Genomic DNA, 16,992 nt, shown 5'->3' on the forward strand with positions numbered 1-16,992 from the left:
AGATGATTTTAAAACTATATATGCTATAGTTAACGTGTAAAACTATCATTAACTGAGGTGAATAGAATGAGTGAAGCAACAACAACGTTAGATGGCTGGTATTGTTTACATGATTTACGTTCTATTGATTGGGCTGCATGGAAAACATTATCTAGCGACGAACGCGGACAAGCAGTGTCTGAATTTTTAAATGTCGTTGAAAAATGGAACGAAGTAGCTACTGCGAAAAAAGGTAGTCACGCAATGTATACAGTTGTTGGCCAAAAAGCTGATATTATGCTTATGATTTTACGTCCAACAATGGAAGAGTTAAATGAAATTGAGACAGAATTGAATAAAACAACTTTAGCTGAATATATGGTTCCTGCATATTCTTACGTATCTGTTGTTGAATTAAGCAACTATCTTCCAGCTGATGAGGATCCATACCAAAACCCGCAAATTTCAGCTCGCTTATATCCTGAATTGCCGAAAGCAAATCATATTTGCTTCTATCCAATGGATAAGCGTCGCCAAGGTGATGACAACTGGTACATGCTTCCTATGGAAGAGCGTAAAAAAATGATGTACAGTCATAGTAAAATTGGTCGTCAATACGCAGGTAAAATACGCCAAGTGATTTCAGGATCTGTTGGATTCGACGATTTCGAATGGGGCGTAACATTATTCGCTGACGATGTTCTTCAATTTAAAAAACTTATATATGAAATGCGCTTCGATGAAGTAAGTGCTCGTTATGGTGAATTTGGAACATTCTTCGTTGGAAACATTTTACCAGACGAAAAAGTAGAGAAATTTTTACACATATAAATGGTGAAAAGGAACGAAATTCGTTCCTTTTTTTATTCTTCTCTATATTTATCCTCAAAAATCTCCTTTTTTCTGCACTTTTGAAGAAAAACCGACATTTTTTCAAATTTATTGTAAAATTGTAACCTTTTTATATATAAAGATATGCTAAAATGATACGAGCTATGTGCTAAATAACGATGCGAAGGTGATAATCTATATGAAAAAAATTTTGTCTATTTTACTATTGCTTTTATTGTCAATTTCTTCCTTAGTAGTAACAACATCCCATGCGGAAGAAAAAATACATATTGAGGCAGCCGCTGCACTTTTATTTGATGCAGATACAGGAAAAATACTTCACGAGCAAAATCCAGATGAATTGCTGGCTATTGCTAGTATGTCGAAATTAATTGTTGTTTACGCTGTTTTAGAAGCAATTAAAGAAGGAAAAATCACATGGGATACGAAAGTAAATATTTCTGATTACGCTTATGAAGTCTCTCGTAATAATGAATTCTCTAATGTACCGTTCGAAAAAGGACGTCAATATACTGTAAAAGAATTATATCATTCTATTGTTATATTCTCTGCAAATGGATCTAGTATCGCTTTAGCAGAACTTCTTGCAGGAAGTGAGAAAAACTTCTTAAATCTTGCAAATGAACATGCTAAAAAGCTAGGATTAAAGAAATATAAATTTGTAAACGCTACTGGCTTAAATAACGCTGACTTAAAAGGAAAACATCCTGAGGGTACTGATCCAAATGCAGAAAACTCTATGTCAGCTCGTGATATGGGTATGCTTTCAAAAGCAATGATTACAAAGTATCCAGAAATGCTAGAGGATACAAAACAAAGATTTAGAAACTTCCCAGACAATCACCCAAAACCAATTCGTATGGAAAACTGGAATTGGATGTTACCAGGAGCTGCTTTCGCTTATGAAGGTACTGATGGTTTAAAAACTGGAAGTTCTGATACAGCTGGATACGGATTTACTATTACTGCTAAACGTGGTGATGTACGTCTTATCTCGGTTATTATTAAAACAAAATCAATGGATGAACGTTTCACAGAATCTCGTGAATTAATCGAATATGGATTTAATAACTTTGAAAAACAAAAACTAAAAGTTAATAAGAACAATACAATCTCTGTAGTAAAAGGGAAAGAAGACCAAGTAACTGTTGCACCCGAAAAAGAAATAACAGTAATTGCGAAAAAAGGTAGCAAAGAACCTTATAAAATTGGGACTGAATTAGATAAATCTCTTGCTGAAGATGGACATTTAGTTGCTCCTATTAAGAAAGATGCCAAAGTAGGCTCAATTACTTTAGAATCAACTGATAAATATGGTTTCTTAGACGGTAGTAAAAGTATGAAAGTTACTGCAAAAACGACAGAGGAAGTTGAAAAAGCAAATTGGTTTGTGTTAACAATGCGCTCTATTGGTGATTTCTTCTCAAACTTATGGTCTAAAGTTTTTTAATAAAAAAGCTGGCTCACGCTAGCTTTTTTTATTTTCCGCTCTCAATGTAAAACTTCGTTTGGTTGTCATATCTGAGCCCTTTTCCTCATACGTATGAACTAGTAATTGTTACACACTTCATCTAGAGATAAACCTCTTTCCAAAAGGTATTCCAAAAAGAGAGGTGACACATAATGGGAGTTATTGCTTATAACGAAGAAGATGTAAAGTTGTTAGCTAGACTGATGCGTGCTGAAGCCGAGGGAGAAGGACAACAAGGAATGTTAATGGTCGGAAACGTTGGGGTAAATCGTGTCCGCGGAAATTGTTTAGACTTTAAAAGCATTCGTAATTTACGTCAAATGGTTTATCAAAACCCCGGCGGTTTTGAAGCAACGCAAAAAGGATACTTTTATCAACGGGCACGTGAACAAGATATTGCCCTAGCAAGACGGACCATTCAAGGGCAACGTTTTTGGCCTGCCAACTTTGCCTTATGGTTCTTTAGACCTGAAGGGGCATGTCCACCGACTTGGTATAACCAACAAAACTCTGGTCGCTTTAAAAAGCACTGCTTCTTCCAGCCATCTGCTGGAGACTGCCCTAGCGTATATTAAGGAATAAAAATGAGGAGGGATTTTTGAATGGCACAGCAACAAAATCCGTACTATGGAACAGGTTTTTATCAACCATCTGGAACTTATGTACAACCGCAACAAATGACTCAACAACAGCAGCAAGCGATGCAACAACAAACAGCTCAAGCTGCGCAAGCTCAATATGCAATTTCTCAAGGCATGTTACCTCTAGAGCAATCCTATATTGAAAATATCCTTCGTTTAAACAAAGGTAAGCAAGCTACGGTTGTAATGACTTATGAACGTGGCAGTTCCCTTGGTACACAATCTTATACAGGTATTATTGAAGCAGCTGGCCGTGACCATATTGTTATTAGTGAACCGCAATCAGGAAAACGCTATTTACTACTAATGATCTACTTAGATTACGTAGAGTTTCCAGAAGAAATTACGTATTTACCTAGTCAACAAGCAACTTATACTCCAAGACCATAAAAAAAGCTGGCAAATGCCAGCTTTTGTTTTTTTATAATCCTTTTACAACTGCAGTCCCTACTAGAATCCACGCCACAATAAACGCTACACCACCAAGAGGTGTAATTGGACCAAAGAACTTAATGCCTGTCGTACTTAATGCATACAAACTACCTGAGAACATAATAATTCCAGCTACCATTAGCCAACCAGCAGTAGTTAAAAGTGATGATTGAACCTTATCCATCAATAAAGCAACTACGAATAGTCCACCTGCATGAAACATTTGATATGTAACGCCTGTTTTCCAAACTTCTAACATTTTTGCAGAAATTTTATTTTCTAAACCGTGTGCTCCAAAGGCCCCTAACGCAACAGATAGCCCCGCTGCAATACAACCTAGTAAAAAGAAAATTTTCATCTTAATTCCCCTTTTTTACCTTTATCATAAGCAATTTTTGCATATAAGCCAAACGATTTATCTTCTAAAAATCAAATAAAGAATTACCGTTTGCATCACTTTCTTTTATATATACTGGCTCCCCAGAAACAGGTGCAATTGGTTGCATAGTTGTTACTGGTTGTGATCCAATTACTTGCGATTGAATTTTCGGTTCTCTATATGTAGATGTTTCAACTTGTTCATCTAATAATAAGTCACATAAAGCACGCACAACTAATAAATGTTCTTTTGACTTTTGTCCTTCACTACTTTTTGCCTTCGCAATTTCATTCGCCATTTTATTTAAAATCTTGTCGCTAGATATTTGCATTCCTTATCACCTCGTACTTTGTAATTCTTTCTCGAATTGTCCCAATTTTTCTACTGAACCAAATACTATTATCATATCACGTTCTTTCAATTTTTCCTGCCCTGCCGGATTATGTATAATATTCCCATTTCTTGAAATCGCTAATATTGTTACATCAAACTGATTCCTTACATTACTCTCTAGTAACGATTTACCAACTAATATTGAATCTTTTCCAACTAGAATTTCTTCAATGACAAATGACTGTTCTACTCCATACAACACTGTATCAATATAATGAACGGTTAATGGATTTGCAATACCTTTTGCGATATGAATACCCGCCATACTAGATGGATTAATAACCTTATTTGCACCAGCACGCCTTAATTTCTCTTCAGTTTCTGGCTTTTCAGATCTCGCCACAATTTTAATCGTATCGTTTAACCCTCTTGCTGTTAATGTAATAAATACATTTTCGGCATCATTTGCAACAATAGCAACTAAACCAGCTGCTTTTAAAATTCCGGCATTATGTAATACTTGATCTTCCGTTGCATCTCCATGTACAAATAAAAGCTTTTCCTGCTCCAATATACTTTCATCTTTATCAACAACGACAAATGGAATATTCTTTTCTTGCAATTCATGTACAACTTGAAGCCCCACTCTACCGCAACCACATACTATAATATGATTTTTCAACTGCGCTATTTGTTTATCCATCTTCTTCCTCCGTACTGCATGAAATAAATTCCCTTCAATAATCATAGCTGCCACTACCCCAATTGCATACGTAACAATACCTACGCCAACAGGAATAATAAGAAGCGCAAATACTTTCCCCGTTTGCGTTACAGGAACGGCATCTCCGTATCCAACAGTCAATACAGTAATCATTGTCATCCAAAATGCTTGAAACAAACTAATCTCTTCAATCGTCATAAATCCTATCGTTCCTAGAATTACAACAAAAGTCATACATATAACTGCTATCCATAATTGCTTACGTGCATTCATACTGTGTTTCAACTCTTTTCTCTATCTACAATCTTTGCCAGTGGAAATAAAATACGTATATACTAGATACGGAATCTATGAAAGAGGTTGATATAATGAAGACATTTCTTTCCGCCTTACAATGGGCACTATTTATTTTAGCTGGAAGCCTTATTGTACCAATTAGTGTCGCAACTAGTTATGGTCTTAATGGCGCTGAAGCCATCGCATTTGTACAAAGAACATTATTTGTTCTAGGTTTTGCTGGTCTCTTGCAAGCTATATTTGGGCATAAACTTCCTATTCAAGAAGGTCCTGCTGGCCTTTGGTGGGGAATTTTCTCCCTTTACGCAAGTTTAGGCGTCGTACTATTTGGATCAAATAATGAGACACTTAAAGTTCTTCAATATGCTTTCTTATTAAGTGGTATTATTTGTATTATTCTTAGCGTTTTTGGACTTATTGATAAACTCGTTCGCTATTTTACACCGACAGTCATTGGAACGTATTTATTTCTTCTTGTCGCGCAGCTTAGTGGCTCCTTCTTAAAGGGAATGTTTGGCCTTGATGGAAAACATACAGAAGTACAACCTAACGTATTTATTCTTTCACTCATTGTTATTTTACTATCCTTTTTCATCATGAAGCTACCTATTATTGGACAATATTCCGTTCTTTTCAGTATCGTATGCGGCTGGATATTATTCGCATGCTTCGGATTATCTAATCCAATAACACCAGTGACAGACATAATCCGTTTTCCATCCTTATTTGTTTTCGGAATGCCTCGTGTTGAATGGAACATGGTAATTACGGTCATTTTCGTTACGCTCTTACTTCTAACAAATATGTTAGCAAGTATTCGCGTTGTACAAAAGGTTGTCTCTAAATATGAAGAAAGCGCTGCATCAGATCGTTTTAAACAAGCTGGCATTATAACAGGAATCAACCAATTGCTAGGCGGCCTATTTTCAGCTATTGGGCCTGTCGCTATTTCTGGATCAGCAGGTTTTATTGCAACGACTAATATTTATAAACGTCTCCCGTTTATATTAGGGTCAAGCTTTATTATTGTCGTTAGTATATTTCCAAAGATTACTTCATTCTTTGCAGCAATCCCTGTTGCAGTTGGTTATGCCGCTATTTATCCTGTATTCGCAAGCATGATTGGCCTCGCCTTTCGAGAATACGAAACTGTCCAGGATAAAGAACGATTATTTAAAGTAGCCGGTCTTTCAATCTTTACGGGAGTCGGAGTTATGTTTGTTCCAGCAGGAGCATATTCCACACTTCCACCATTTCTAGCATCGTTTTTAAGTAATGGTCTCGTTCTTGGATCTGTAATGGCAATCTTGCTAGAAATACTATTTTCTCGTTCCACAGCAAAACAAATATCTTAAATTGGAAAACTTCCATTATTGCACTCTACCTTTAGAGTTGTTACGATAAAATCAAACTTTAATCATTGGGGTTTTATTCATCCCCAATGATTATTAACCAATATTATGAGCAACACACTCATAATAATTTATCTACTTCTTTTCAAAGAGGTTTGATGTCTTACTATTATTCCTCAATCTCTTCATGAACATGTATTTTGATTTCAATTAAAGAAAGGAATTTTCTATATGACTTATAAAATGATTGTTTTAGATTTAGATGATACTTTATTACGTGATGACCATACTATTTCACCTCGTACGAAAGAAGCGTTAATGACTGCACAAGAGCAAGGCGTAAAGGTTGTACTTGCTTCTGGACGTCCAACGTTCGGTATGCGCAATGTAGCGAAAGAACTTCGTTTAGAAGAATACGGCAGTTTCATTTTATCTTTTAATGGTGCAAAAATTATTAACTGTAAAACAAACGAAGAAATCTTTAGTAGTACACTATCTCCTGAAATCGTTCACAACCTATTTGAAATTAGTCAAACTGAAGATGTATGGATTCATACTTATATGGGCGATGATATCGTAACGGAAGAAAATAATCCTTATACTGAAATTGAGGGCGATATTACTGGTATGCCAATTGTTGTAGTAGATGACTTTAAAGCTGCAGTTAAAGAGCCCGTAGTAAAAGTATTAATGAATAAAGAAGCTGAACGCCTTGTTGAAGTTGAAAAGAAACTACAAAAACAGCTAGAAGGCCAATTAAGCGTGATGCGTTCGAAACCATTCTTCTTAGAATTTACTGAAGCTGGTGTTACAAAAGGAACGAGCTTAAACAAACTGATCCAAAAGCTTGGCATTAAGCGTGAAGAAGTTATCGCAATGGGCGATAGCTATAACGACCAAGCGATGATTGAATTTGCTGGTCTTGGCGTTGCAATGGGCAATGCACCTGATGATATTAAAGAAATTGCAAACTACGTAACAGATACAAACATGAACGATGGTGTTGCAAAAGTTGTAGAGAAATTCGTTTTAAAAACGGATGTACTTGTTTAATATTTTCATTCACAAAACCTATTTGAAGTCAAATACTTCAAATAGGTTTTTATTTAAATTCTCATGCTTTTGTGACTATATTTTGAACTTTGCACTATTCTCGTAGTGTAAACTTTCTTTTTGTATATAATGAAACAAAATAGACTATTTTATTTTGAAAAAGAATACAAATTTACTATATACAAGCATACGTTAAAGGAGGCTACTTTATGTTATCTACACCAATCGGACGATTAAGAGCAATTGGACTAGTTGAGGGTATTTCTTTCCTATTACTATTATTTGTAGCAATGCCATTGAAATATTTCGCAGGATTTGCAACAGCTGTTAAAATTACAGGCATGGCTCATGGTGTTCTATTTATTCTATTCATCTTTGCAGTAATTCAAGTAACAATCGTACACCGTAAATCAATTTTATGGGCACTTGGAGCATTTGTTTCATCAGTTATCCCATTTGGCACTTTTGTACTAGATGCAAAATTAAAGAACGAGCAACAATAATAATAAAAAGGTAGTTAACGACTGTTAACTACCTTTTCTATTTATAAATTTGGAATTTCCCAATCAATTTCTCTTTCGCCCATATTAGCTAAAATCGTATTTACTTTAGAATATGGCTTACTACCAAAGAAACCACGTCTTGCCGATAATGGGCTTGGATGTACAGATTCGATAATATGATGATTCGGATTCGTAATTAACTTCTTCTTCGCCTGCGCATGGCGCCCCCACAATATGAAAATAACTGGCTTTTCACGTTCATTCAACAGTTCAATTACACGATCTGTAAAGTGCTCCCATCCTTTTCCCTTATGAGAATTTGCTTCGCCTTGCCGAACTGTTAATACGGTATTTAGTAATAATACTCCTTGTTCCGCCCATTTTACTAAATAACCGTTATTCGGGATTTCATAACCATATTCATCTCGAAGTTCTTTATACATATTTAACAATGACGGTGGTGTTTTAACACCAGGTTGCACAGAAAAGCTTAAACCATGCGCTTGATTCGGTCCATGATATGGATCTTGTCCTAAAATAACAACCTTTGTATTTTCATAACTTGTATACTGAAGAGCGTTAAAAATATCTTCTACCTTCGGATAAACAACATGCGTGCTGTATTCTTCTGTCAAAAAACTGGATAGAGTAAGATAATACTCTTTCTCGAATTCTGGTGCCAATAGTGGCTCCCAATCATTCTTTAAAACATTTTCCATACTGTCACTTCCTGTCTAATTAATTCACCATATCCTGTCTTGTAAATACTACGAACGAAATAACAAGAGAAACAACTGCCCAAACAGTTAAATTCATCAAAGAAAATCCCATCGATAAACCTTGTAATGCAGGTAATTTTCCTGATAAATAATCCGTTAATGATAAATTCACACTAAAAATATATTTGGCGCCTTCCCAAGATGTTGCGAACGAGCTTAAAATACCGCCTGCAATTAATGCAGCTAGCATAACGCCCATACCAGCTGGTGTATTACGAATTAAAACAGAGACCATAAATGATATAGTTCCGACAACGATAGCAACAAACCATGCTAGTCCATACGCCATTAAGATGTATTGCCACTGCGGAATAAGATGCACAAAGTTCGTATTTAGCGTTTCCTTATCAATAACAAATCCTGTTAAAACAGGTAAATTCCATCCCGAGTATCCAAATACAAGCCCTGATAATATGTAAGCAAACAAACCTACAAGAAACAGTATGAGCGAAATGAAAAATAACATCGTCACGTATTTACTAAGGAGTATTTTCCAACGCCGAATTGGCCGCGTAAGTAACATCTTCATCGTCCCATCACTTCGTTCTCCTGAAACGATATCAATGGCTACAATCATTACAAGAAGCGGAATAAATAATGTAATTCCTTGTTCAATAAATGCTCTGACAAAAGTCGGTGCACCCGGTGCCATCGGATTAATATCATGATCTAAATAATATTGTTGTTGCTCAACTCTTACCTTTAACCAATCACGCCATTCTTCTGGCAACCTAGAATTGTTCAACCGGTTCTGAGAATCAACAATTTGCTGTTGCAATGAAACCTTCCAATCAGTTGTACCGAGTCTTTTTTGTGTCGTTTCTATTTCACGATACTGCGCATACACAAAAAGCGGGATCAAGATTGCTAAAATAAGCATGACAACAAAAATACGTTTCTTGCGGTAAATCTTTTCTGATTCATTTAAAACTAGATTCGCAAATTCACGCATGCTGCTCACCCCTTGTGAGTTCAATAAATAAATCTTCTAGCGTAAATACAAGCTCCTTAACGCTATGTACATCTATTTCATTTTCGACAAAGTGTTTATTCCAACTACTTATAGATGCAATATCCATGCGGCATAGTAATCGATCGCCTTCTACACTCACTTCCCTTACTTCTTCGGCCGCTTCTAGCATATCTTTCGCCTTAGAAATTGGTGTAACAATCCATTCTACACGATCACTTGCTGTTTTAATTAATTCTTCAACCTTGGCAACTGTTATCATTTTTCCTTTATGAATAATAGCAACGCGATCGCATATCATTTGCACTTCACTTAGCAAGTGACTTGAAATAAACACGCTCATATTTTCTTCTTTTACAAGCTTATGTATAAATTCCCTAAGTTCTCTAATCCCTGCTGGATCTAAACCATTCGTTGGCTCATCTAATATGAGCAATTTTGGATTCCCAAGGAGCGCCTGCGCAATTCCAAGGCGTTGTTTCATACCAAGTGAGTACGTTTTTACCTTGTCATGAATTCTTTCATCTAAATGAACCATTTCAGCAATTTCAATAATACGTTCATCTGATATATCACCTAACATACGAGCAAATTGCTTTAAATTTTCCCATCCCGTTAAATATGTATACAACTCTGGGTTTTCAACGATACTCCCAATTTGACGCATCGCTTCTCTGAAATTTTCCTTAATCGAATAACCACCAATAGAAATCGTACCTTCTGTCGCCTTAATCAATCCGACTAACATTCGAATGGTAGTCGTCTTTCCAGCACCATTTGGTCCTAAGAACCCGAACACTTCTCCTTGCTTTACATCAAAGGAAATATTCTCTACAAGAGTCTTCTTTCCAATTACCTTCTTCAAATCTCGTACGGAAAGTATCGTCGTCATTTTACCCCTCCTTGTTCTAGTTTTAATTTACTTACAACATTTTGAACTAAACGTTCTGCCATATACGTATAACCTACTTCGTTCGGATGAAAATGATCAGAGTATAATAAATCTTTCCCACGGTTTTGGAATAAATCAAATGTCGGTGTAATATATACATTTTTATCGTTTAGCGCTAACTTCTCTAAAGATGCATTCCAGTCCACAACAATGTTTGAAGACCCTTTTAAATCTTCTACATCTTCAAAAGGATTGTATAAACCAAGCCAAAAAATCGGACTATCTGTATTTAATTTACGAATTTCTTCTATAATTTTCTTTGCTTCATTTTGAAACGTTTCTGTGTCAGGACGATACGTCTCTAAATCTATTTTCCCAAGCGATTCCCAGCCTGGGAACAAATCATTCCCACCAATCGTTAACACGATTACATCTGCTTGCTTAATTGAATATTGAGCGCCATTACTTTCAATTTGTTTTAATAAATCGGGCATTTTTGCACCACTAACTGCTAAATTTGTTAATGCAATTTTTTGCTTATAATCTTTTTGTAAATCCTCTTTCATTCGCCCAACATAGCCAATTCCTTCTTTATCACCAACGCCACGCGTTAATGAATCACCTAAACTAACGATTTGTAACGTTCCCGTTTTCTTTTTCTCTTTTGCCACTACATCGGTCTTTTTAATTAAATTTGAAGCTTTCGGATTTAATACATCATTTACACCTGAAACAAAGCCATATGCAAATAAACAGAAAGATGCAATTGTAATGAGTAGAATTACTTTTACTACTTTTGATCTCATATCAAAACCCCTTTTAGCCCTCATAGATTGTCCATAATTATACCAAACGAAATTTTGAAAAGCGATTTTCACACCTTCTCAATTACGTCGTTTCTCTATTTACTAACTCTGGTAATAACTCTATATGCTTCACATCTAATTTCTCTTCATTAATCTTTTCATATAATAATTCAAACGCTTTTACTCCAACGTTTTTACTAGAATGCGAAATCGTCGTTATACCCAATATATCTGCCACCTCTTGATCATCACACCCGATAATCGTAATATCCTCTGGAATACGAATTCCTTGTTTTTTTGCTTCTGTAACCATCCCCGCTGCAATATGGTTACAAGATACAAGGAACGCCGTCGGTTTTACTGACATATGAGCCCATTCTCTAATTACATTGCGTCCATCTTCCACTGTAAAACAACCCTCAAATTTCCAGGTCTCTAACGGTGTTACGATACTCTGTTGAAGCGAATCTTCATATGCCTTCTTTCGTCTTTGGCTATTAACACTATTACTTCTTCCAATACAATATCCAATATGTGTATGACTGGCATCTATTAAGCTTTTCATCCCAAGTGAAAATACTTTGTAGTAATCGATATGGACACTTGAAATGCATTTTGAATCTATTTCTTCACACATAACAATCGGGCCGAATTTTGTATATTCTTCAAGCTTCTCCTTACTATTTGCCCGAGAACAAATAATAACCCCATCAAGCTTTTTCATTTTTAACATATTTAAAATCTCTAGTTCTCTTTCTTCGCTATAATTCGTCTGGCAAAGCATCATATTATAATTATTCTTTGCTGTCTCTTTTGATATCCCCTCGATAATAGCGCTATAATATTGATCATTTACGTGTGGCAATAAAACGCCAATTACATTCGTTTTTCCTTTCACTAAATGAATTGCATTCACATTTTGCGTGTAATTTAATTCTTCTATAATCGCTAAAATTTCTTTTCGTTTCTGTTCATTTACGTACGGATGATTATTTAGTACACGTGAAACAGTTGAAACAGATACTCCAGCAAGTTCAGCAATCTTTCTTATATTTGTCATCTCATTTTCCCCTTCTCACAAAAATTCTCCCTTGACCTGGTAAGCTTTCCACAATATATCCTTTCCTAGCAAATACATTTAGAAAGGATATACAACTATGCTTCGATTCAAATTAGAATATATATTTTTCATTGGCGGTTTACTCATTCTTGCCATCGGTATTAATATGATGACGACAATTACTTCCTTTGGACTTAGCCCTTATGATTCCTTCTTTATTGCACTATATCAAAATTTTGGCATAAGTATTGGTTTTTGGATTTTTATGATTAACTTTGCCTTTACACTTATCGTACTCTTTTGGAATAAAAAACAAATTACAATAGGTACAATTGTAACGATGGTTCTTATTTCTCTTTTTGTTGATTGGATTGGTTCCATTACAACTATTATGGACGCTATCCGCTCTCTTCCAAAATATATAACACTTATTTGCGGAAATCTATTCGTTGGAGCTGGAATTGGTCTTTACATCTCTACAAACCTTTGCGCAGCGCCTCAAGAAGCTTTCGTTTTAACGGTTGCTGAGAAGAAAAAATGGACGTTTAGAAGAACAGAGATTTCATTAGCCTTTTTATTTTTAACGTTAAGCTTTTTATTAGACGGACCTATCTATTTTGGAACAATCATCTTATCCTTTACAACAGGCTGGATTATCCAAGCATTTATTCAAGTTGGTACGCAGATTTTAAATAGAAAAGAGCCTATTAAGCAAGCTGCTTAATAGGCTCTTTCTGTTTTATGGTAAGGATACTACTTAGCATCCCCTTCAATTCGATAGTTCGCTTTCAAACAATCTATTTCTTCATACCCTTGCAACGTATGTAGAATATAATCATAATCAGCAAGAGACGCACGATGCGTTACAATTACAATTTCAGCCTTTCCTTTCTCTTCAAGCGGCATTTGAATAATTTTCTCAAAGCTAACTCCGCGCTCAGAGAACAATGAAGTAATTTTTGCAAATACACCAATTTCGTCTTTTACATGCAGTCTTAAAAACTTTTTCACGACAATTTCGTCTGGCTCTTTTAATACTTTTTGATATTGTGGGACTACAGCACTATTTCCTGTTACCCCTAATCTAATATTTTGCATTACAGCAACTAAATCCGAAACAACAGCTGTCGCTGTTGGTAAACTTCCTGCGCCTGGTCCATAAAACATCGTTTCCCCAACTGCTTCACCATACACATACACAGCGTTATATTCATTTTGTACTGCCGCAAGAGGATGTGTATTTGGAAGTAAAGTTGGTTCAACTGTAACCTCCAATTTTTCACCATCTCGTTTTGCAAGACCGATTAATTTAATTGTATAACCTAAGCTCTTACTATATTCAATATCTTCCTCTGTAATAGAGGTAATCCCTTTTACTTTCACGTCTCCAAGCTCTACATTTGTAGAGAAACCGAGAGTAGCTAAAATCGTCATTTTTCTTGCTGCATCTAAACCTTCTACATCTGATGTTGGATCTGCTTCTGCAAATCCAAGTTGTTGGGCTTCTTTTAACACGTCGTTATATGCTCTCCCTTCGTCTGACATTTTCGTCAAAATAAAATTTGTCGTTCCATTTACAATTCCCATTACTTTCGTAATAAGATCTGAGGAAAGTCCTTCTACGATACTGCGTAAAATTGGAATTCCCCCTGCCACACTCGCCTCATAGAATAAATCAGCCTTATTATCTTTTGCTGTCGCTAATAATTCAGCTCCATGTAATGCCATTAAGTCTTTATTTGCAGTTACAATATGCTTTCCGCTCTTTAAAGCTTGTAAAATATATGATTTTGCATCATCAATGCCACCCATCACTTCAATGACAACATCAATATTTGGATTATCTAAAATTTCATTTGCATCTTGTGTTAATAGAGTAGAAGGTACCTCTACCTCTCTCTCTTTCTCAATGTTTTGCACTAATACTTTCGTTACCTTCACTGGACAACCTACTTGGTGTATGAGTCGTTCTTGATGATCCGTAATAATACGAACCACACCACTGCCAACTGTCCCAAGACCTAATAACCCAACTTGAATTTCTTTCATAGTACTGTCCACCCCTCAAAAATTGTGTTTAGATGAAATTATATGAGTAAAAAATCTGAAAAACAATGTATTTTGAACATTCGGAAAAATAAAGTTTAATCTTTACAAGGAAAACGTTGCCACGTGTTACACAATCCTTCTTTACAATATATAAGGGGTTTCTTGATACACGTAATAATTCAACCAATTAGAAAACAATAAATTACCATGACTCCTCCACCTAACAAGCGGCTTTTCATCTGGATTATTATGTTTAAAATAGTTTTTTGGCACATCAATATTTAATCCCTTGTCACGATCTCGTTCGTATTCTTGTTTTAACGTCTCACAACTATATTCGCTATGTCCAAGGGCAAACACTTGCCTTCCTTCTGGCCCAATAACAAGGTGAACACCTGCTTCTTCAGAGTTTGCTAACAATGTTAAGTCTTTCACTCCTCTAATATCATTCTCTCGTACTTCTGTATGACGAGAATGCGGAGCAAAAAACAATTCATCAAATCCTTGTAACAATTTCACATGTTGCTCGCAAACTTCATGTTCAAATACACCGAACATTTTTTCCTTAAGGGGATACTTTGGAACACCATAATGATAGTACAAGCCAGCCTGTGCTCCCCAGCAAATATGGAGCGTAGATGTTACATTCGTTTTTGAATACTCCATAATATGTTTAAGCTCTTCCCAATAATCTACCTCTTCAAAAGCAAGGGTCTCCACTGGCGCTCCTGTAATAATGAGCCCATCAAACTTTTCATTTTCAATATCACGAAACGTTTTATAAAAGCTTGTTAAATGTTCTTGCGTTACATTACGAGATAGATGTGATTCCATATGAAGCAAATGAACATCTAATTGTAACGGTGTGTTTCCAATTAAGCGAAGTAATTGCGCCTCTGTGTCTTGCTTCGTTGGCATTAAATTTAATATAGCAATTTTCAAAGCGCGTATATCTTGTGTTTCCGCTCGCTCCTTCGTCATTACAAAAATATTTTCTTTTTGTAACACTTTGCGAGCCGGTAAATCTTTATCAATTATGATCGGCATGTGTTTTGCCCCCAACTAGAGCTGCTTCCAAATCTGCAATAATATCAGAAACATCTTCTATACCAACTGATAAACGAATTAAATCAGATGTAACACCAGCTAAACGCTGATCTTCAGCATTTAATTGTCTATGCGTCGTACTAGCAGGATGTATAACGCAAGTTCGTGCATCAGCTACGTGTGTTACAAGAGTTGCTAGTTTTACATTTGCGATAAATTCTTTTGCTGCTTCTAATCCGCCTTTAATACCGAAAGTTAAAACACCACTAGCACCTTTTTTCAAGTACTGTTGTGCCAATGAGTAATTTTCATTACTATCTAAGCCCGGATAATTCACCCATTCAATACGTTCATGATTAGCAAGCCACTTAGCAACTGCAAGAGCATTTTCACTATGACGTTCCATTCGTAAATGCAATGTTTCTAAGCCAATATTGCTAATATATGCATTGAATGGGCTCATACAATTTCCATAATCTCTTAATAGCTGAACACGTGCTTTCACAATATACGCTGCTGCACCAAAGTTTTGAACGTAACTTACACCGTGATAACTTGGATCTGGTTCAACAAGTTCAGGATACTTTCCATTTGTCCAATCAAAGTTTCCACCGTCAATTACAATACCGCCTAAGGAGCTCGCATGCCCATCGATATACTTCGTCGTAGAATGAACAATAATATTTGCCCCATGTTCAAACGCCTGGCATAAATAAGGAGTTGCTAATGTATTATCAACGATAAAAGGTACCTCTAATTCTTTAGCAGCAGCTGAAAATTCTTTAAAATTTAAAACATTCATCGCTGGATTTCCTAACGATTCTGCATAGATAAGTTTCGTCTTGTCATTAGCAAGCGCCGTAATTTCATCTGCCGTTAAATTTGGATTAAAGAACGTAACATCAATACCCAGTTTACGCAAACTCACTCCAAATAAATTAAACGTTCCCCCGTAAACCGTTGAAGAACAAAGTAAATGATCCCCACTACTACAAATATTTAAAACTGCGAGCATAATAGCTGCTTGCCCAGAAGCCGTTGCAACAGCTCCTACACCGCCTTCTAAATCTGATAACTTCTGCTCAAATGCGGCTAGAGTAGGATTTCCAATACGTGTATAAATATATCCTTCTGCCTCTAAGTTAAATAGGGCTGCTAAATCATCTGAAGTATCGTATTTATATGTTGTACTTTGATAAAGTGGTAAAACACGTGGTTCACCATTTTTTGGCGTATAGCCACCTTGCACACAAATTGTTCCTTTTCCCCATGATTCTCCCATCTCTCATTCTCCTTTCTTTTATACAAAATAAAAAACTGCCCCTTTCCTGAAAACAAGAAAGGAGCAGTTTGAAAACACGCTCTAAAGGCTC

The 16,992-nt window shown here is 35.9% G+C and carries 19 protein-coding genes; 8 read left to right on the forward strand and 11 right to left on the reverse strand.

The features are described 5' to 3' along the window. Nucleotides 1-66: 66 nt before the first annotated feature. The 4 genes from hemQ to gerQ all read left to right on the forward strand — a co-directional run bounded on the left by hemQ (nucleotide 67) and on the right by gerQ (nucleotide 3,333). Nucleotides 67-810, forward strand: coding sequence for a hydrogen peroxide-dependent heme synthase (gene hemQ, locus N2V80_RS26740; protein ID WP_061655687.1), 744 nt, complete (start codon nucleotides 67-69; stop codon nucleotides 808-810). A 199-nt stretch (nucleotides 811-1,009) separates the two neighbouring features. Further along, complete coding sequence (locus N2V80_RS26745; protein WP_061655688.1) at nucleotides 1,010-2,281, forward strand: serine hydrolase; 1,272 nt, start codon at nucleotides 1,010-1,012, stop codon at nucleotides 2,279-2,281. A 173-nt stretch (nucleotides 2,282-2,454) separates the two neighbouring features. Next, entirely contained in the window at nucleotides 2,455-2,877 is a 423-nt protein-coding gene (cwlJ, locus tag N2V80_RS26750; protein ID WP_000538167.1) for a cell wall hydrolase CwlJ, read from the forward strand. A gap of 27 nt (nucleotides 2,878-2,904) precedes the next feature. Further along, on the forward strand, nucleotides 2,905-3,333 hold the full coding sequence (gene gerQ, locus N2V80_RS26755; RefSeq protein ID WP_000068652.1) for a spore coat protein GerQ: 429 nt from the start codon (nucleotides 2,905-2,907) through the stop codon (nucleotides 3,331-3,333). 31 nt (nucleotides 3,334-3,364) lie between these two features. On the opposite strand, the gene N2V80_RS26760 is transcribed toward gerQ, so the two are convergent. From N2V80_RS26760 to N2V80_RS26770, 3 genes are all read right to left on the reverse strand, one after another. Further along, nucleotides 3,365-3,733 carry a DUF423 domain-containing protein gene (locus N2V80_RS26760; RefSeq protein ID WP_000688315.1) on the reverse strand — a complete coding sequence of 123 codons (369 nt, stop codon included), beginning with the start codon at nucleotides 3,731-3,733 and terminating at the stop codon, nucleotides 3,365-3,367. Nucleotides 3,734-3,797: 64 nt separating this feature from the next. After that, entirely contained in the window at nucleotides 3,798-4,085 is a 288-nt protein-coding gene (locus tag N2V80_RS26765) for a YwdI family protein (protein WP_001167349.1), read from the reverse strand. A 6-nt stretch (nucleotides 4,086-4,091) separates the two neighbouring features. Beyond that, the gene (locus N2V80_RS26770; RefSeq protein WP_000993988.1) at nucleotides 4,092-5,084 is read right to left on the reverse strand and encodes a potassium channel family protein; all 993 of its coding nucleotides are present in this window, start codon (nucleotides 5,082-5,084) and stop codon (nucleotides 4,092-4,094) included. Between the two features lie 95 nt (nucleotides 5,085-5,179). On the opposite strand from N2V80_RS26770, the gene N2V80_RS26775 reads away from it, so the two are divergent. From N2V80_RS26775 to N2V80_RS26785, 3 genes are all read left to right on the forward strand, one after another. Then, nucleotides 5,180-6,463 (forward strand): purine/pyrimidine permease, encoded by a 1,284-nt coding sequence (locus tag N2V80_RS26775; protein ID WP_061655689.1) that lies wholly within the window; start codon nucleotides 5,180-5,182, stop codon nucleotides 6,461-6,463. A 228-nt stretch (nucleotides 6,464-6,691) separates the two neighbouring features. Further along, nucleotides 6,692-7,513: a Cof-type HAD-IIB family hydrolase gene (locus N2V80_RS26780; protein ID WP_000221395.1), complete on the forward strand. Its 822-nt coding sequence runs from the start codon at nucleotides 6,692-6,694 to the stop codon at nucleotides 7,511-7,513. A gap of 209 nt (nucleotides 7,514-7,722) precedes the next feature. Then, the gene (locus N2V80_RS26785) at nucleotides 7,723-8,016 is read left to right on the forward strand and encodes a DUF3817 domain-containing protein (protein WP_000953396.1); all 294 of its coding nucleotides are present in this window, start codon (nucleotides 7,723-7,725) and stop codon (nucleotides 8,014-8,016) included. A gap of 41 nt (nucleotides 8,017-8,057) precedes the next feature. Here the strand turns inward: N2V80_RS26785 and N2V80_RS26790 are convergent, their stop codons facing one another. Genes N2V80_RS26790 through N2V80_RS26810 form a run of 5 tightly spaced genes read right to left on the reverse strand, consistent with a single transcriptional unit; the run spans nucleotide 8,058 to nucleotide 12,523 of the window. Next, nucleotides 8,058-8,735 (reverse strand): uracil-DNA glycosylase, encoded by a 678-nt coding sequence (locus N2V80_RS26790; protein WP_000432520.1) that lies wholly within the window; start codon nucleotides 8,733-8,735, stop codon nucleotides 8,058-8,060. 19 nt (nucleotides 8,736-8,754) lie between these two features. Beyond that, nucleotides 8,755-9,747, reverse strand: coding sequence for an ABC transporter permease subunit (locus N2V80_RS26795; RefSeq protein ID WP_001206477.1), 993 nt, complete (start codon nucleotides 9,745-9,747; stop codon nucleotides 8,755-8,757). Then, the gene (locus N2V80_RS26800) at nucleotides 9,740-10,657 is read right to left on the reverse strand and encodes an ABC transporter ATP-binding protein (RefSeq protein WP_000207719.1); all 918 of its coding nucleotides are present in this window, start codon (nucleotides 10,655-10,657) and stop codon (nucleotides 9,740-9,742) included. The genes N2V80_RS26795 and N2V80_RS26800 overlap by 8 nt, the downstream gene beginning before the upstream one ends. Further along, entirely contained in the window at nucleotides 10,654-11,535 is an 882-nt protein-coding gene (locus tag N2V80_RS26805; protein ID WP_002022849.1) for an SGNH/GDSL hydrolase family protein, read from the reverse strand. Before N2V80_RS26805 ends, N2V80_RS26800 begins: the two co-directional genes overlap by 4 nt. A gap of 10 nt (nucleotides 11,536-11,545) precedes the next feature. After that, nucleotides 11,546-12,523 (reverse strand): LacI family DNA-binding transcriptional regulator, encoded by a 978-nt coding sequence (locus N2V80_RS26810; protein WP_061655690.1) that lies wholly within the window; start codon nucleotides 12,521-12,523, stop codon nucleotides 11,546-11,548. Nucleotides 12,524-12,620: 97 nt separating this feature from the next. Here N2V80_RS26810 and N2V80_RS26815 point away from each other — a divergent pair, with 97 nt between their 5' ends. After that, on the forward strand, nucleotides 12,621-13,247 hold the full coding sequence (locus N2V80_RS26815; RefSeq protein ID WP_000943410.1) for a YczE/YyaS/YitT family protein: 627 nt from the start codon (nucleotides 12,621-12,623) through the stop codon (nucleotides 13,245-13,247). 29 nt (nucleotides 13,248-13,276) lie between these two features. Here N2V80_RS26815 and N2V80_RS26820 read toward each other — a convergent pair whose 3' ends face one another. From N2V80_RS26820 to N2V80_RS26830, 3 genes are all read right to left on the reverse strand, one after another. Beyond that, nucleotides 13,277-14,572, reverse strand: coding sequence for a homoserine dehydrogenase (locus N2V80_RS26820; protein WP_000659107.1), 1,296 nt, complete (start codon nucleotides 14,570-14,572; stop codon nucleotides 13,277-13,279). Nucleotides 14,573-14,713: 141 nt separating this feature from the next. Continuing rightward, nucleotides 14,714-15,619: a homoserine O-acetyltransferase MetA gene (gene metA, locus N2V80_RS26825; RefSeq protein WP_001121538.1), complete on the reverse strand. Its 906-nt coding sequence runs from the start codon at nucleotides 15,617-15,619 to the stop codon at nucleotides 14,714-14,716. Beyond that, nucleotides 15,603-16,901, reverse strand: coding sequence for a bifunctional O-acetylhomoserine aminocarboxypropyltransferase/cysteine synthase (locus N2V80_RS26830; RefSeq protein WP_000504780.1), 1,299 nt, complete (start codon nucleotides 16,899-16,901; stop codon nucleotides 15,603-15,605). Before N2V80_RS26830 ends, metA begins: the two co-directional genes overlap by 17 nt. Nucleotides 16,902-16,992 lie beyond the last annotated feature (91 nt).

It is taken from the genome of Bacillus sp. FSL W8-0640 (assembly GCF_038007725.1).
GTDB lineage: Bacteria > Bacillota > Bacilli > Bacillales > Bacillaceae_G > Bacillus_A > Bacillus_A cereus.

Excerpts from the sequence above, each read along its gene's own strand:
- hemQ (WP_061655687.1), top strand. The coding sequence starts at position 67 with ATGAGTGAAGCAACAACAACGTTAGATGGCTGGTATTGTTTACATGAT.
- N2V80_RS26745 (WP_061655688.1), top strand. The coding sequence starts at position 1,010 with ATGAAAAAAATTTTGTCTATTTTACTATTGCTTTTATTGTCAATTTCT.
- cwlJ (WP_000538167.1), top strand. The coding sequence starts at position 2,455 with ATGGGAGTTATTGCTTATAACGAAGAAGATGTAAAGTTGTTAGCTAGA.
- gerQ (WP_000068652.1), top strand. The coding sequence starts at position 2,905 with ATGGCACAGCAACAAAATCCGTACTATGGAACAGGTTTTTATCAACCA.
- N2V80_RS26760 (WP_000688315.1), bottom strand. The coding sequence starts at position 3,733 with ATGAAAATTTTCTTTTTACTAGGTTGTATTGCAGCGGGGCTATCTGTT.
- N2V80_RS26765 (WP_001167349.1), bottom strand. The coding sequence starts at position 4,085 with ATGCAAATATCTAGCGACAAGATTTTAAATAAAATGGCGAATGAAATT.
- N2V80_RS26770 (WP_000993988.1), bottom strand. The coding sequence starts at position 5,084 with ATGAATGCACGTAAGCAATTATGGATAGCAGTTATATGTATGACTTTT.
- N2V80_RS26775 (WP_061655689.1), top strand. The coding sequence starts at position 5,180 with ATGAAGACATTTCTTTCCGCCTTACAATGGGCACTATTTATTTTAGCT.
- N2V80_RS26780 (WP_000221395.1), top strand. The coding sequence starts at position 6,692 with ATGACTTATAAAATGATTGTTTTAGATTTAGATGATACTTTATTACGT.
- N2V80_RS26785 (WP_000953396.1), top strand. The coding sequence starts at position 7,723 with ATGTTATCTACACCAATCGGACGATTAAGAGCAATTGGACTAGTTGAG.
- N2V80_RS26790 (WP_000432520.1), bottom strand. The coding sequence starts at position 8,735 with ATGGAAAATGTTTTAAAGAATGATTGGGAGCCACTATTGGCACCAGAA.
- N2V80_RS26795 (WP_001206477.1), bottom strand. The coding sequence starts at position 9,747 with ATGCGTGAATTTGCGAATCTAGTTTTAAATGAATCAGAAAAGATTTAC.
- N2V80_RS26800 (WP_000207719.1), bottom strand. The coding sequence starts at position 10,657 with ATGACGACGATACTTTCCGTACGAGATTTGAAGAAGGTAATTGGAAAG.
- N2V80_RS26810 (WP_061655690.1), bottom strand. The coding sequence starts at position 12,523 with ATGACAAATATAAGAAAGATTGCTGAACTTGCTGGAGTATCTGTTTCA.
- N2V80_RS26815 (WP_000943410.1), top strand. The coding sequence starts at position 12,621 with ATGCTTCGATTCAAATTAGAATATATATTTTTCATTGGCGGTTTACTC.
- N2V80_RS26820 (WP_000659107.1), bottom strand. The coding sequence starts at position 14,572 with ATGAAAGAAATTCAAGTTGGGTTATTAGGTCTTGGGACAGTTGGCAGT.
- metA (WP_001121538.1), bottom strand. The coding sequence starts at position 15,619 with ATGCCGATCATAATTGATAAAGATTTACCGGCTCGCAAAGTGTTACAA.
- N2V80_RS26830 (WP_000504780.1), bottom strand. The coding sequence starts at position 16,901 with ATGGGAGAATCATGGGGAAAAGGAACAATTTGTGTGCAAGGTGGCTAT.